This is a genomic window from Microbacterium sp. NPDC007973 (assembly GCF_042958465.1).
Lineage (GTDB): Bacteria > Actinomycetota > Actinomycetes > Actinomycetales > Microbacteriaceae > Microbacterium > Microbacterium galbum.
In genome coordinates this window covers 632,015-647,169 of record NZ_JBIBJJ010000002.1, presented here as the reverse complement: position 1 = coordinate 647,169, position 15,155 = coordinate 632,015, and the positions used below count along the sequence as shown (strand labels likewise).

14 protein-coding genes are annotated in these 15,155 nt (G+C 71.9%); 11 read left to right on the top strand and 3 right to left on the bottom strand.

Annotation, left to right across the window (positions count from 1 at the left end; all coding sequences use genetic code 11):
- The first annotated feature begins 11 nt into the window (after positions 1-11).
- Positions 12-959 carry a PDR/VanB family oxidoreductase gene (locus ACFZA2_RS08165; RefSeq protein ID WP_391403041.1) on the top strand — a complete coding sequence of 316 codons (948 nt, stop codon included), beginning with the start codon at positions 12-14 and terminating at the stop codon, positions 957-959.
- A gap of 53 nt (positions 960-1,012) precedes the next feature.
- On the opposite strand, the gene ACFZA2_RS08160 is transcribed toward ACFZA2_RS08165, so the two are convergent.
- Positions 1,013-2,029 carry a glycosyltransferase gene (locus tag ACFZA2_RS08160; protein WP_391403038.1) on the bottom strand — a complete coding sequence of 339 codons (1,017 nt, stop codon included), beginning with the start codon at positions 2,027-2,029 and terminating at the stop codon, positions 1,013-1,015.
- 4 nt (positions 2,030-2,033) lie between these two features.
- Entirely contained in the window at positions 2,034-3,281 is a 1,248-nt protein-coding gene (locus tag ACFZA2_RS08155) for a glycosyltransferase (RefSeq protein ID WP_391403035.1), read from the bottom strand.
- Positions 3,282-3,514: 233 nt separating this feature from the next.
- Between ACFZA2_RS08155 and ACFZA2_RS08150 the strand changes: the two genes are divergently transcribed.
- The 8 genes from ACFZA2_RS08150 (at position 3,515) to ACFZA2_RS08115 (ending at position 13,073) form a co-directional block, all read left to right on the top strand.
- The gene (locus tag ACFZA2_RS08150) at positions 3,515-4,708 is read left to right on the top strand and encodes a glycosyltransferase (protein WP_391403032.1); all 1,194 of its coding nucleotides are present in this window, start codon (positions 3,515-3,517) and stop codon (positions 4,706-4,708) included.
- Between the two features lie 276 nt (positions 4,709-4,984).
- Positions 4,985-6,250 (top strand): amidohydrolase family protein, encoded by a 1,266-nt coding sequence (locus ACFZA2_RS08145; protein ID WP_391403029.1) that lies wholly within the window; start codon positions 4,985-4,987, stop codon positions 6,248-6,250.
- A 28-nt stretch (positions 6,251-6,278) separates the two neighbouring features.
- Entirely contained in the window at positions 6,279-7,055 is a 777-nt protein-coding gene (locus tag ACFZA2_RS08140; protein ID WP_167494159.1) for an ABC transporter ATP-binding protein, read from the top strand.
- A complete protein-coding gene (locus ACFZA2_RS08135) occupies positions 7,052-7,942 on the top strand; it encodes an ABC transporter permease (protein WP_391403026.1) in 891 nt (296 codons plus the stop codon). The genes ACFZA2_RS08140 and ACFZA2_RS08135 overlap by 4 nt, the downstream gene beginning before the upstream one ends.
- 125 nt (positions 7,943-8,067) lie before the next feature.
- Complete coding sequence (locus ACFZA2_RS08130; protein ID WP_391403023.1) at positions 8,068-9,249, top strand: ABC transporter substrate-binding protein; 1,182 nt, start codon at positions 8,068-8,070, stop codon at positions 9,247-9,249.
- Between the two features lie 245 nt (positions 9,250-9,494).
- On the top strand, positions 9,495-10,826 hold the full coding sequence (locus ACFZA2_RS08125) for an FAD-binding oxidoreductase (protein ID WP_391403020.1): 1,332 nt from the start codon (positions 9,495-9,497) through the stop codon (positions 10,824-10,826).
- The gene (locus tag ACFZA2_RS08120) at positions 10,823-11,602 is read left to right on the top strand and encodes a creatininase family protein (protein WP_391403017.1); all 780 of its coding nucleotides are present in this window, start codon (positions 10,823-10,825) and stop codon (positions 11,600-11,602) included. Before ACFZA2_RS08125 ends, ACFZA2_RS08120 begins: the two co-directional genes overlap by 4 nt.
- A gap of 259 nt (positions 11,603-11,861) precedes the next feature.
- Positions 11,862-13,073 (top strand): MFS transporter, encoded by a 1,212-nt coding sequence (locus ACFZA2_RS08115; protein ID WP_391403014.1) that lies wholly within the window; start codon positions 11,862-11,864, stop codon positions 13,071-13,073.
- A gap of 84 nt (positions 13,074-13,157) precedes the next feature.
- On the opposite strand, the gene ACFZA2_RS08110 is transcribed toward ACFZA2_RS08115, so the two are convergent.
- Entirely contained in the window at positions 13,158-13,742 is a 585-nt protein-coding gene (locus ACFZA2_RS08110) for a TetR/AcrR family transcriptional regulator (RefSeq protein WP_391403011.1), read from the bottom strand.
- 68 nt (positions 13,743-13,810) lie between these two features.
- On the opposite strand from ACFZA2_RS08110, the gene ACFZA2_RS08105 reads away from it, so the two are divergent.
- Together ACFZA2_RS08105 and ACFZA2_RS08100 are read left to right on the top strand one after the other, a co-directional pair.
- Positions 13,811-14,569, top strand: coding sequence for an SDR family NAD(P)-dependent oxidoreductase (locus ACFZA2_RS08105; RefSeq protein WP_391403008.1), 759 nt, complete (start codon positions 13,811-13,813; stop codon positions 14,567-14,569).
- A 141-nt stretch (positions 14,570-14,710) separates the two neighbouring features.
- Complete coding sequence (locus ACFZA2_RS08100; protein ID WP_391403004.1) at positions 14,711-15,082, top strand: hypothetical protein; 372 nt, start codon at positions 14,711-14,713, stop codon at positions 15,080-15,082.
- Positions 15,083-15,155 lie beyond the last annotated feature (73 nt).

Genomic DNA, 15,155 nt, shown 5'->3' with positions numbered 1-15,155 from the left:
GAGGAGAACGCGTGAGCGCAGGGGTGAGCTTCGACGCCGTGGTGCGGGAGCGACGGGATGCCGCCGAGGGGATCGTCGTGCTGGACCTCGAGCGCGCGACGGGGACGCTGCCGCACTGGTCGCCGGGGGCGCACATCGACGTGGTGCTGCCCGACGGACTCGAGCGGCAGTATTCGCTGTGCGGGTCGCCGAGCGCGCGCGGCACGTGGCGCATCGGCGTGCTCCGCGAGCGCGAGGGCTCCGTGTGGTTGCACGAGAACGCGCACGTCGGGGCCACGCTGCGGGTCCGGGGCCCCGCGAACCACTTCCTCTTCGCCCCGACCGCGGGGCGCTCGTACGTGTTCGTCGCCGGCGGCATCGGGATCACGCCGATCGTGCCCATGATCGAGGCCGCGGAGGCGGCGGGGGCCGCCTGGACCCTGCTCTACGTCGGACGGTCACGCGCGACGATGGCCTTCGTCGATGAGCTCGAGCAGCGCTACGGCGACCGCGTCGAGGTGTTCGCCGCAGACGAGGGGCGCCGACTCGACATCCCCCGACGCCTGGGCACGCCCGTCGCCCGCACGGTCGTGTACGCGTGCGGACCCGCGCGTCTGCTCGAGGCCCTCGACGCCACGATGGCGGTCTGGCCGCGCGGGAGCCTGCACGTCGAACGCTTCGAGGCGAAGGTGCTCGGGCCGCCGGTGTGGACGGAGCCCTTCGAGGTCGACCTCATGATGTCGGGACTGACCGTGACCGTTCCGCCGGAGCGGTCGATCCTCGACGTGGTCGAGGAGAACGGCGTCGTCGTGCCCTCGAGCTGCCGCGTGGGCACGTGCGGCACCTGCGAGGTCGCGGTCGTCGACGGCGACGTCGAGCACCGCGACTCCGTGCTGTCGCCGGAGGAGCAGGAGGCCAACCGCACGATGATGCCGTGCGTCTCGCGAGCCGCGTGCGATCGGATCACCCTCGAGCTCTAAGGCTTCACCCTCACGATCACCCGCTGGTCGCAGGACCCCTCGAGCACGCCGGCTCAGAACTCGACGCGGCGACCCAAACGGCCGGCCCGCGCATCGGCAGCCGCCCGACGGAGCACGCGCAGCTTCGCGGGACGCCCCGTCAGCACCGTACAGCCGAGGCACAGGGCCCAGAACAGGGCGGCATTCACCGAGCGGGCGGGACTGCGCCGACGACCGGTGCGCAGCTCACGGTGGATGCGATTGCGGACCGAATAGTACAGCAGGGCGTCGTTCGTGGACCGGAACATCGCCAGGACCTCGAACCCGGGCGGCATCCATCGCTCGCCGCGCGGATCGACCACGACGGCGTCGCAAGACAGACGGATGAGCCCGCCCGCCGCGACGATGCGCGAGGTGTACTCCAGGTCGTCGCCGTAGAGCACGAGAGCGGTGTCGGGGAAGCCGATGCGCCGGATGACGTCGGCCCCCACGAGGAGCCCCCCGTACGGGGCGTAGGCCAGATCCGCCCCGCCCGCAGCCGCCGCCGGACGCCGCAGCCCCAGGCGCTCCCCCGCGCGGCGGGCGAAGAGGGTCAGCTCGACGCCGGCGAACGACCGGTCTTCGCGCGGCTGCTCCCGCGCCTGCTCCACCCGGATCGCCTCGGCGATCTCGGCGGGCGCGGCTCCCGGGGCCCGGGTCGGGGCGACCGCGCACAGCCCGTGTCCCGCCGCGCGAAGAGCCCGCTCCTCGCGCAGGAGCGCCGCCAGCGCGTCGCCGGCGGGAAGGTTGTCGTCATCGAGCACCCACACATGGTCGGCCCCCGCCTCGACGGCCCGGGCGAGGGCGATCCCGAACGCGAGCGCCGATCCCTCGTTGCGTTCCAGATGGTGCAGGTGCACCCGCGGCGCGTGCTCGCGCGCATACTCGACAAGCGCCTGCCGGGACGACGGGGTCGAGCCGTTGTCGACCACGACGACCTCCCTCACCCCCGCGGCGAGGAACGCGTCGACGGTCGCCAGACACGACGCCGATCGCGCGCCGTAGGTGACGGTGGCCCCGACCACGCGGGGGAGAGGAGAAGAAGAGGTCACGAGCTCAGCTTTCGTCGGAGGTGGAGGCGTAGACATCGGCCAGCGTGCGCCGGAAGCGCTCCACCGAGAACTCGGCAGCCGCCGCGGGCTGCACCGCGCGAGCCTGGCGGCGCGCGCCGGCAGGATCGTCGAGCGCAGCGCAGACGCCGTCCGCCAGACCCGCGGCGTCGTCGGCGAGGGCGAAGGCCGAGAGGACGTCGTCGACGATGCCCTCGACGCCGATCGAGGTCGACACGACGGGGATTCCGCGCACCATGGCATCCACCGTCTTGAACTTCACGCCGGCACCCGATCGCAGCGGGATGAGGACCAGGGCGGCGTCGGCGTAGTACTCCTCGAGGGAGTCGACGCGACCGGTCACTGTGACGGTGTCGGGCACGAGCTCCGCCTCCCGCCGCATCTCGTCGGTGGGGTTCGCGCCCGCGAAGACGAACCGCGCGCCCGGGTGCCGCCGATGGACGCGGGGAGCGATCTCGCGCAGGGTCCACAGGGCGGCGTCGGCGTTGACGGAACGGTCGAACGCCCCCACGAACAGCACCGTTCCCCCACCCGGGGCCGTCACGACGGCCGACTCGGCACCGGACACCGCATCTGGCGCGACGGGCTCGGCCAGAGGCGGCCGCACGACGCGGACCGGGGCCGCGCAACGCGCCGCGCGGTGCACCACCGCGGCATCCTTCGCGCTGAAGACGAGGACCGTGTCGACGTCGGTGTATACCCGCCGCTCGTCGCGGCGCACGGTGGCGAGTCGCACGCGGGCGACCAGGCCCCGGGGAGACCACCGCGATCCGGCCGCGGCGAGGAAGCGTTCCGCGCTCTGCAGCATGACATCGTGCGCGAAGACGAGGCGTCGGGCCGGAGCCCCCACCCACCGGGCGAACCACCCCATCTGCGTCCACTGGAACTCCACGGCATCGGCCGCGGCGAAGAGCGCGCGCACCTCGGACGACTGCGCGAAGGCACGGCACACGCGCCTCACCGGGCGGACGGGGAAGAACCGCCGCTGCTGCCGTTCGTCGAGAGCGGTGAGGCGCCGCAGACCGCGTCGGGGGGCGGGGAGAGGCACGAGGACGATGGTCGCGGTCACCGTGGATCGCGCGCGGGCCGCGCGATTGTCGTCGGAGTCCGGGGCGACGAGGGTGACCTCGTGTCCGTCGTCGGCGAGCGCCCGCAGGTGGCGGAGGTAGTACTGGCCTCCGGCGTGCGGAATGCCGTCGAACGGCACCACCGGCGCGACACTGACGATCCTCACGTGCTTCCTCCCCGGCGCCGACGGCGCGGCGCTCGAGCCCACTCTGCGGATATCGCTCGCGCACTTCCCCGGCCGCGCTCCCGCACGGGGCGGGTGAAGCAGCCGGTCGCGGCGAGTTCCGCCAGCGGGTGAGAACAGGGACGGTGCGCGCTCACGATGCCGCGCGGCCACGCGAGACCGGGGGCGTCGACGCCTCCGCCGACGCGTAGTGTCCGCCCGGGAAGGGAGCCGAGGTGAGGATCACGCACGTCCAGAGCAGCTTCGTCGCACCGCTGGGCGGGGCCGAGTCGTACGTGCTCGCCCTGGCCTCCGAGCAGGCCCGGCGAGGTGACGAGGTCGAGATCCTCACCGCGTGGACCGACCCCGACACCGTCGAGCGGGCGCGCCGAGCCGGCGTGGCCGTACGCGTTCGCGCGACCTATCGCCCCTATCGCCCCGACCAGCACGGAGCGGGCACCGCCGCCAAGGTCGCGTTCCACGCGCTCGACGTGCTCGGCACCCTCGGACCGGCGACCTGGATGCCGAAGGAGGCGCGGTCCGACGCCGTGGTGCACGTCCACCGCTTCCAAGGCGTGGGCGCGCAGGTGCTCCGGGCCCGACACGGCGCGGTGGTGCACACCGCGCACGACTACTGCCTCGTCGACACGACGTCCACCTCCATCCGCGACGGACACGAGCCCGCGCGCCTCGGCGGCGTGCAGCGGCTGCGCGCTCGCGCCATCTGGCTCGCGGCCCGACGCTCCAGCATCCTGGTGTTCCCGAGCGAGCGCGCACTGGCCCGTCACCATGCCCTGGGCATGCCCGCCGAGGGTGTCGAGCAGCGGGTCGTTCCGCACGGGTGGCCGGCACCCGCCGTCTCACCCGCTCGCGTCGGGAACGAGGGACGCACCCGCCCGCGCTTCGTCTTCCTCGGCAAGCTCCAGGCGACCAAGGGCATCGACCTGCTGCTGCGGGCGTGGGAGCGGGCCGACATCGACGCAGAGCTGGTCGTCGCCGGCGACGGCCCCGAGCGGCCGACCATCGAACGCGCGGCGGCGACGGGACGGATCACCTACGTCGGATGGGTCGACGCCCAGCAGAAGGCCGACCTGATCGCCTCCGCGACAGCGCTGGTGTTCCCCTCGCTCTGGCCCGAGACGTTCGGACTGGTGATCGCCGAGAGCCTGCTCATGCGGTGCCCGGTGATCGCGACCCCCCAGGCCGCCGGCGCCTTCGTGCGAGACGGCGAGAACGGACTCGTGACGACGGACGCCACACCGGGCTCGCTGGCCCGCGCCCTCCGTTGCCTCGCGCACGACGCGACGCTGCGGGAGGGCCTGGCCCGGGGGGCCGCCGCGAGCGCCGCGGCGCTCGACTTCGGTCGCCACGTCGACCGGGTGCAGGCCGTCTACGCCGACGCCCGCGGGATCTTCGCTCGGGCGCGCTGAGCCGGGTCGGCGCGCCCCCTCGCGAGAGACGGGCGAGCGCACGGCGACGGCGCCGAGGCCCGCGGCATCCCGGGTTCGCCCAGCGAACCGCAGCCTGTCCGACATGTTTGTCACGAGGGTCACGCGGGAGAAATACGGCGGAAACGCAGGCTTCCTAGCATCGGACCAACGCCGGATGTTGCTCACACCAACACTGACGCAGCCGCCCCGAGCGGCTCGCCCCGTCGCCGTGGCGCTCGTCTCGACTCCTGCCTTCCCGACTCTCCGGAGGTCTCCGTGTCCGCCGTTCCACCCGTCTCGATCGCCGCTCTGCGAGGTGTGCGACTCGCCTCCGGCGACGTCGTCGACATCGCGCTCGACGGTGACGCGGTGCTCGCGGTGGTCCCGGCCGGCAGCCCGCTGCCCGAGACGGACGGCGTCGTGCTCGACCTCCCCGGCTACCTCGTCACCGCCGCCGGCGCCGAGCCGCACGCCCACCTCGACAAGTCGCAGTCGTGGGATGCCATTCGGCCCCCGTTCGGCGACCTCGAGCGCGCCATCGAGAGCTGGCATGCCTTCGCCCTGACCCTGGACGAGGACGACACGCTGCGCCGAGCCCGTTCCACGGCGCTGCGGATGCTGGCATCCGGGATCACCTCCGTCCGCACCCACGTCGACCTCCTGCGCGGAGAGGACGCCCTCACGGGTGTCCGCGCCCTGGTCCGGTTGCGGGCGGAGCTCGAGGGAGTCATGGACCTCGAGCTCGTGGCCCTCGGCGGCCCCACGGTCGCCGACGAGGTCTTCGAGGCCGCGCTCGACGCGGGCGTCGACCTGGTGGGCGGTGCGCCGCATCTCGCCGACGACCCGGTCGCCGACCTCGAACGCCTCGTCGCCCTCGCCCGGCGCCGCGACGTCGGCCTCGACCTGCACACCGACGAGAGCCTCGCAGGGGCCGACACCCTGGCCGCCTACGCCCGGTCCGTCACCGGCTGGCACCGGCCACGGACCGCGGGCCACTGCGTGCGGCTGAGCATGATGCCCACGGCCGACCTCACCGCCCTGGCCGAGCAGGTCCGCACCGCCGACATCGGCGTCATCGCCCTGCCGATCACCAACCTGTACCTGCAGGGATGGGATGCCGAGCACGCCGTGCCCCGCGGGATCGCGCCGATCGGACGGCTCAAGACCGCCGGCGTCCGCGTCGCGGCCGGAGCCGACAACGTGCGCGACCCCTTCAACCCGGTGGGCCGCTGCGACCACCTCGAGACCGCCTCGCTGCTCGTCAGCGCCGGGCACCTCGCCCCGGAGGACGCTCTCGACGCCGTCACCGTCGGCGCGCGAGACGTGATGGGGCTGCCGTTCGCGGGTCCCGTCGCCGGCGCGCGGGCGGAACTGGTGGCGATCCAGGCGGACTCCCTCGGCGAAGCCGTCGCCTTCGCCACTGCCGACCGCGTCGTCATCCATCGGGGACGTCTCGTCAGCCGCACCCGCGTCGCGACCGAGACCGCCGCCCTCTCCTCGTCCGTCCCCACCCGCACCGCCGCACCCGCGACGGCGTCGTAACCCGACCCCACGGAAAGTGAGCGCCCCCGTGACCCTGGCCTCCCCCGCCCCGGCATCCGTCGCGGATCCCACCGCGCCGATCCTGGACTTCCGCAACGTCGCCATGACGTTCCCCAACGGCACCACCGCCCTCTCGGGCGTCGACCTCACCGTCGAGCGCGGCGAGTTCGTCAGCGTCGTCGGCCCCTCGGGCTGCGGCAAATCCACGCTGCTGCGCATCGCCTCGGGTCTCGAATCCGCCAGCGAGGGCACCGCGACCGTCAACACCGACCGCATCGGCTATGTCTTCCAGGACGCGACCCTGCTGCCGTGGCGCGACGTGCAGGCCAACGTCGAGCTGCTCGCCGAGCTCAACTGGCAGCCCAAGCGCGTGCGCACCCCGAAGGCCCAGTGGGCGATCGACCTCGTCGGCCTGAAGGGGTTCGAGAAGCACCTCCCCAAGCAGATGTCGGGCGGGATGAAGATGCGCGCCTCGCTCGCCCGCTCCCTCACGCTCGACCCCGAGCTCTTCCTCTTCGACGAGCCCTTCGGTGCGCTCGACGAGATCACCCGCGAACGCCTGAACGACGAGCTCATCAAGATCTTCGTCGAGCAGAAGTTCGGCGGGCTCTTCATCACCCACTCGGTCTCGGAGGCCATCTACCTCTCCACGAAGGTCGTCGTGATGTCGGGTCGCCCCGGCCACCTCGTCGACACGTTCGAGGTCCCCTTCGACATGCCGCGCGACCCCGAGATCCGTTACACCGCCGAGTTCGCGAAGCTCGTCGGCGAGGTCTCCCACGCCCTCCGGGAAGGACACTCATGAGCACCACCTCCGCTGAGCCCGTCGTCGACGAGGCGGCCGTACCCCCGGCATCCACTCCTCCGATCGAGCCGCCCCGCACCCGCACGGCATCGCGTCGTCGGGGCTTCGGATCCCGCGCCGCCGTCATCGGTCCCCCGCTCGCGGTCCTCGTCGTTCTGCTCGGCGGCTGGTACGCCGTGTCGATCGCCCTGGCCGCGTCGGGCAAGGGCTTCCTCATGCCGATGCCCCACGAGATGTTCACGCTCGGGTTCTTCGACCCGCAGGTCGGCGCCGACATCTGGATCGCCCTGTTCCGGACGACCGGTGTCGCCCTCACCGGCCTCGCGGTGGCGATGATCCTCGGCATCGGTTGGGCGATCGCGATGTCGCTGGCGCGGTGGGTCGAGCGTTCGACCTACGCCTACGCCGTGATGCTGCAGTGCATCCCGATCCTCGCGCTGGTGCCGCTGGTCGGCTTCTGGTTCGGGTACGAGTTCACCGCCCGTGTGATCGTCTGCGTGCTGATCGCCCTGTTCCCGATGGTCTCGAACACGCTGTTCGGCCTGCAGTCGGTCGACAAGTCGCAGCGCGAGCTGTTCCGCCTGCAGAAGGCGAACAAGTGGACGGTGCTGACCAAGCTCACCCTCCCCGCCGCCCTGCCCTCGATCTTCGTCGGCATGCGCACCTCGGCGGGCCTGTCGGTCATCGGCGCGATCGTCGGCGATTACTTCTTCCGCCGCGGCGAGCCGGGAATCGGCTCGCTCATCGCCAACTACCAGTCGCGCCTGCAGAGCGCCGAGCTGTTCGCCGCCATCCTCGCGGCCTGCCTGCTCGGCGTCGCGATCTTCGCGTTCTTCGGCTGGCTGTCGAAGGTGGCCGTCGGCCGCTGGTACGAAAGCGCCCTCTAGACCCCGGATGCCACCGCACCGCCCTCCCGCGCGCAGGCGCCGGAGGCGGCATCCGGCGTACCCGAAATCCCGCAGCTCCCCCTCCCGCACCCGAGCACCACCGACGTCACAGAAAGCGAACCAGCATGCAGCGCTCCACCCTCCTCCGCGGCACCGCCGTCACCGGCGCCGTCGCGATCGCCCTGACCCTCACCTCCTGCGCCGGCAGCGCGGCGGAGAGTGCGCCGGCCGCCTCCTCCGACATGGAGATCGGTTCGGTCGACCTCTCGACCGACTGCCCCTCGACGATCGTCGTCCAGACCGACTGGAACCCCGAGGCCGAGCACGGTCACCTCTACGAGATGATCAAGGACGACTACACGATCGACGCCAACACCAAGGCGGTCACGGGTCCCCTCATGTCGGACGGCGAATACACCGGCGTCAACCTCGAGATCCGCGCCGGCGGCCCGGCCATCGGCTTCCAGACGGTCTCGGCGCAGATGTACCAGGACGACGCGATCACCCTCGGCTACATCAGCACCGACGAGGCGATCCAGCTCTCGTCGACCACGCCCACCAAGGCCGTCTTCGCCCCTCTCGACATCAGCCCGACGATGGTCATGTGGGACCCGGAGACCTACCCCGACGTCAAGACGATCGATGACGTCAAGGCCGCCCTCACGGCGAAGGGCGGCGTCTGGCGCTACTTCGACGGCTCCGCCTACATCGAGTACCTCAAGAGCGCCGGTCTCGCCGACTCGGCGATCCTCGACGGCTCGTACGACGGCACGCCCTCGAACTTCGTCGCCGCCGGCGGCAAGGACATGCAGCAGGGCTTCGCCTCGGCCGAGCCGTACGTCTACCAGAACGAGGTGTCGGCGTGGGGCAAGCCGGTCGACTTCGCGCTCATCCACGATGCCGGATGGCAGACGTACCAGTCGTCGGTGTCGGTCAAGGCCGACAAATTCGACGAGCTGTCGCCGTGCCTGTCGAAGCTCGTGCCCGTGCTGCAGAAGGCCGGCGTCGCGTACTACAAGGACCCCTCCGCCGCGAACGACCTCATCCTGAAGCTCGTCGACGAGTACGCCACCGGCTGGACCTACACGCAGGGCGTGGCCGACTACTCCGTGAAGACGCAGGTCGACCTCGGCCTCGTGGGCGACGGCCCCGACTCCACCTACGGCAACTTCGACGACGACCGCTTCGCGGACTTCTTCGACAAGGCCGGCAAGGTCTACACCGACCTCGGCACCCCGCCCGCGTCGGGCTACACCCCGGCCGACCTCTACACGAACGAGTTCATCGACACCTCGATCTCGTTCTGACCCGCTCGGCCCGGTCCGCCTCGTGCGGGCCGGGCCGTTGGGTGGGGCGGTTCCGCCCTGCGCATCCCCGGTCCCCCAGCCTGTCGAAGGGACCGGAGCCGGAGGCTTCGACACGCTCAGCCACCTCCCCGCACAGGTCCCTGAGCCCGTCGTAGGGACCGGAACTCATGACATCCCCGGTGGCTTCGACAGGCGGAGCCACCTCCTTTGCATCCACCCCACCCGCCCCACCCGGAGAAACACCCATGAGCGACACCGCCACCCGCGTCCTCTCCCTCGAGGACGAACTGCTCGACCTGCTCGGCCCCGCCGCCGTCAGTACCGAACCACGCGTGCGCGAGCGCGCCAGCGTCGACGGCTCCCCGATGTCGCCGATCATCGCCGCGAAGCTCCCCCTGGGCCTCGCCGACCTCGTCGTGTTCGCCGCCGACGCCGAGCAGATCGCCACGGCCGTGGCCGCGGCATCCCGTCACGGGGTACCGATCACCGTGCGCGGCAAGGGCACCGGCAATTACGGTCAGGCCATCCCGATGCAGGGCGGCCTCGTGATCGACACCACGCGCGCCAAGGCCATCGTCGAGGTCGGCGACGGGTACATCACCGCCGAGGCCGGGACCCCGATGGTGCTGCTCGAGCAGGCCGCGTGGGCCGCCGGCCAGGCGCTGTGGATGTACCCGTCGACCGCACAGTCCACGATCGGCGGTTTCCTCTCGGGCGGCTCCGGGGGCACCGGGTCGATCGCACACGGCTCCAACGACCGGGGCTTCGTCGCCGCCCTCGACGTCGTGCACGCCGACGGCAGCGACGAGATCATCCACGTCGAGGGCGACGAGGCCCAGAAGTACGTGCACAACTACGGCACCGCCGGGGTCATCGTGCGCGCGACGGTCCGCCTCGAACCGCTGCGCGAGTGGCGTGGGCTGTGGGCGAGCTTCCCCGACTTCGCCGGCACCCTCGCCGTGCTGCAGACCATCGGCAACCTCGAGCCCACCCCGCGGCTCGTGTCGGGCGACGGGCCCGAGATCTCGGCATCCCTCCCCTCCGACGAGGCGATCCCCGAGGGCCGATCGAGCCTGCGCGCGATCGTCGACGCGTCGCTGATCGAGGGGATCACCGCGATCGTCGAGGGCGCGGGCGGACGTGTCGAGGCGGTGCGCGAGGGGCCGCAGGCCAGCATCCGCCTGTCGATGCTGAGCTACAACCACCCGATCGAGTGGTACCAGAAGAGCCAGCCGCACGAGGTGTTCCACCTCGAGGTCGCGGGTGCGCCGCTCGCGGACGACATCGAGGCCGTCGAGAGCGTGTTCGCCGGCGGCAAGCTGCACATCGAGTCGACGAAGGCGTTCCCGATCGGCATGCTCGCAGCCCCCTACGTCAGCGAGGACGACGTCTACCGCGGCATCGCCGCGCTCAACGCCATCGGCGTGGGCGTGCACAACCCCCACCAGTGGAACGTCGACTTCAACGTCGAGCAGACGGTCGAGACCGCGCGCCTCACCGACCCGAACGGCCTGCTGAACCCCGGCAAGCTCAACCCCGACTACACCGGCGCGCGCAAGGGAGCGATCATCTCATGACCCGTCTTCTCAGCGAGCTGAGCGGTTCCGCCGCCGCCGAGGCCCTCACCGAGGACTCGATCCTGGTGCTGCCCACCGGGGCGATCGAGCACCACGGACCGCACCTGCCCCTGGCGACGGATGCCATCGTCGCCGAGGCGTCCGCCACGGCCGCCGTCGCGCGCGCCGCCGCCCAGGGGCTCGACGTGTGGCAGCTGCCGACGCTGTCGATCACGAAGTCGGACGAGCACTCGTGGGCCCCCGGGACGCTGTGGCTCACGCCCGAGACCATGCTGCAGACCATCGTCGACATCGGCCGCTCGATCCTCACGACCCGAGCGCGCACGCTCGTGTTCCTCAACGGCCACGGCGGCAACGTCGCGCTGCTGAACGTCGCGAACCGCGAGCTGCGGCGCCGCTTCGGGCTCCGCACGTTCTTCATGCCCGCCGCGCGCGTGCCCTCGTTCGACGGCACCGACGGGGGCCCCGACGAGCACGGAACCGGCATCCACGCCGGTCACGGCGAGACGAGCATGATCATGCACCTGCGCCCCGAGCTCGTGGACGCCACGAAATTCGAGGCCACGGTTCCGGCGCACATCGGAGACTTCCGGCACATCGGCTTCAACGGCAAGCCCGTGACCTTCGGGTGGCTCTCGAACGACTTCGGCCCCACCGGCGTGCTCGGCGACCCGACGGGGGCGAACGCCGCCCACGGCGCCCAGCTGTTCGAGGACAGCGTCTCGTTCGTCGTCGAGGCGCTCGAGGAGATCAGCCGATTCGACTACACGGCGTGAGGGGTTCGAGGCGCGCACAGCTCCTGCACCTGCGGCGTCCGGCGGCCGCGGCGGGCATGCCGCGCGCGTTGCGCAGGAGTTGTGCAGCTTCCGGGTGCGGCCTCGCGCCGACCCCGGGGACCGCGGATACTCGGCCCCGCCCGCACAACTCCTGCAGAATCGGGGGCGCCGCCCGTCACGCGGGCCCGAGGCGTGGAACCTGCAGGAGTTGTGCACCGACGACCGCAGCCCGGCGGCCCACGGAGACGACGGTGCCCGCGTGAGCGTCGCCGCCGCCCCGGCCACCGGCGTCCGCGCCTACGGGCAGGTCCTGGGTCTGCCCGGGGCCCGCAGCTTCGTGGCCGCCGGCATCCTCGCGCGCTTCCCGCGCGCGACGCTGTCGCTCGGGATCATCCTGCTCGTGTCGGCCACGACCGGGAGCTTCGCCTCGGCGGGACTCGTCGTGGCTCCGCTCGTGGGCGGCATGGCCGTGGCCGCGCCTCTCTGGTCGTCGCGGATGGACCGGCACGGCCAGGCCCGCGTCATCCTGGTGTCTCTCGGATGCCTCGTGCTCGCGGCATCCGGTCTGCTCGCCCTCGTGCTGACGGGTGCGCCGTTCTGGACGTGGCTGATCGCGGCGTTCGCGACGGGAGCCGCCACCCCGGACCTGACCTCGGCCGTGCGTGCGCGGTGGACGGTGCTCGCGCCCGCGTCGCAGCGCACCGCCGCTCTCGCGCTCGAGACGATCGCCGACCAAATGGTCTTCATAGCCGGACCGCCCGCCATCACGGCCGTCGCCGCGGCCGTGGATCCCGCGGTGGCGATGCTCGGCTCGCTCGGGCTCGGCGTGATCGGCGGCGTATGGCTCGCCGCCCAGCGCGGGACGCAGCCTCCCCCGCAGCCGGGCGGGGCGCGCCGCGGGCTCGTCCTCCCGCCTACGGGCGTCGTGCCGATCGCCCTGGCCTGCGTCGCGCTCGGCGGGGTCTTCGGCGCGTTCGACGTCAGCCTCGTCGGGTGGGCCGACGTCGGCGACCGCCCCTGGCTCGCCGGGCCCGCGTTCAGTGCCCTCGCGGTGGCCATCGCGATCGGATCGGTCGTGACCGGGGCGCGGGCGTGGCGACTGTCCCCCGCCGCGCGGTACATCGGCTTCGCCGCCGTGGCCGCCGTCGTCGCCGCAGGGCTCCCGTTCGCCCAGGGCTCGGTTCCGCTGCTCTTCGGCGTCATCCTGCTGCTCGGTCTCGCGGTGTCGCCGGTGATGGTCTCCGGCATCCTCGTGGCATCCGCCCGCGCCCCGGAGGGCCGCGTGACCGAGACGCTCGCCTACCCGACCGCCGCGATGTCACTCGGCGTGCCGATCGGCGGTGTGATCGCCGGAGCGGCTCTGGATGCCACGGGTCCCGCCGCGGCTCTCGTCACGATCGCGGTGTCGCTGGCGCTGGCCGCGGGCATCGCGGCCGCGGGTGAGGCGTTGTTGCGGGTGGGGCGGCGGTAACCACGGACGCGGCGGCGCTGCGCGAGCGAGGTCCCCGAGTCCGTCGAGGGGCCGGGACGCTCGCGCGAGACCCGGCGCTCGAGATCAGATCGCGATCTCGCGGAGAGCTCGCCCCGCCACACTCCGCGGAGTCTCCTCGCCCCCGTGGAGCGCCCACCAGACCACGGACGCATTGACCGCCGCGGCGAGCACATGCACGCGGACGACGATCGAGAAGTCATCGGGTCGCGCGTGCGTCCGTTCCGCGGCGAAGAGCGCCGCGGCATCCGTCATCGTCCCGATCGTCGGGGCACCGAGCTGTGCGAGGGACGGGTTCGCGCGGATGACGCGAAGCCGGTGGCGCGTGACCTCGATCGACTCGGCGGGGATGGCCGCGCTGGCCTCGAAGGCGCGGCGGATCACCTCCCAGACCGGGTCCTCCTCCGCGCTCTCGGTCAGAGCGGCCTGAAAGCGCTCGAGCGACTCCTCCAACCCGTCCCAGACGAGAGCGGCCTTGCTCGGGAACAGACGGAACAGTGACCGCCTGCTCACCCCCGCCTCCGCCGCGACATCGTCCATCGACACCGCATCGAACCCCTGCTCATCGAAGAGACGGAGCGCGACGAGGGAGACGCGGCCGGGATCGATCGTGCGCGGCCGCCCCGCGGCACGCTCGTTCGGATGTTCCATAGACACCTTTCGGCACTGAGTGCTAAAACCGTGAGTGGCGCACTCGCGCCCTCACGGAGGAGAAGATCATGACCGCGTCGACCGTCGCACGATTCGCAGACAAGACCATCATCGTCACCGGTGCCGGGTCCGGCATCGGGCGCGCCACGGCGACGCGGATCGCGCACGAAGGCGGGCGCGTCATCGCGACCGACGTCGTCGCCGAGCGACTGGACGCCCTGCGCGAGGAGCTGAGCGGCCTCGCCGTCGAGACGGTGGTCGGAGACGTTTCGGCGCCCGACACCATCGCCGCCCTCATCGAGGCGGCGGGGAATCACATCGACGGACTCGCGAACGTCGCCGGGATCATGGATGCCTTCCTGCCGCCGAGCGAGGTGGACGACGCCACCTGGGACCGGGTCCTGAGCGTCAACCTGACCGGCCCGATGCGCCTGACGCGCGCCGTGCTCCCCCTCATGATCGCGGCCGGCGGGGGCGCGATCGTCAACGTCGCCTCGGAGGCGGCGCTGCGCGGATCCGCCGCCGGTGTGGCGTACACCTCGTCGAAGCACGCGATCGCCGGATTCACCAAGAGCGTCGCGTTCTTCCACGGACCGCAGGGCATCCGCGCGAACGCCGTCGCCCCGGGAGCGGTCGCGACGAACATCGAGGCTCCGATGGGAAGCGCCTACGCCGCGGGACGCGTCGGCCCTCTCCTGCAGGTCGTCGTCCCGCCCGTTGCGCAGCCCGAACAGCTCGCCGCGGCCATCACCTGGCTGCTGAGCGACGACTCCGCCAACGTCAACGGCGCGCTGCTGCCGAGCGACGGCGGGTGGTCGGTGATCTGACGGTCATTCACCGCCGCGCGCTCGGTCGGGCGCTTCGACAGGCTCAGGCACCTCCGCCGCGCCCGCGAGCGCGGACTCTGAGCCTGTCGAGCAGACCGGAACCGTCTGGGCGGCGATCGCGCGACGCGTAGCGTGGTCCTCATGGACCCCGAGAACGAGGAGCAGCGATCGCGCTTCGCCCACTGGAGTTGGCAGGACCGGTCGCTGCGGTCCACCACGCCTCCACGACTCGAGGACGGACGGCGTCTCATCCGCGTCTTTCCGGAGTGGATCAGCGGCCTGCCTCTCTGGGAGAACTTCACCGACAACTATCCGTTCGAGCGCGACGCACTGCCGCTCTCGGCCGAGTTGCAGGACGCTCTCGAGGCGTGGAACGAGCACTGGCAGGATCGGGACCTCGACGAGGAGCTCCCCGATCTTGACATATGGCTCGCAGAGGGCAGGGAGCTCGTCGCGCGGCTCCGGGACGAGCTCAAAGACATCGCCGAGGTGCGGGCCGAGTTCGAGGGGTGACGCGCGCGTCCCGTTGTTCGACTGTCCAGAACACCCGGGCACCTGCCGCGGCACGTCCGGGTGTTCTGGACGC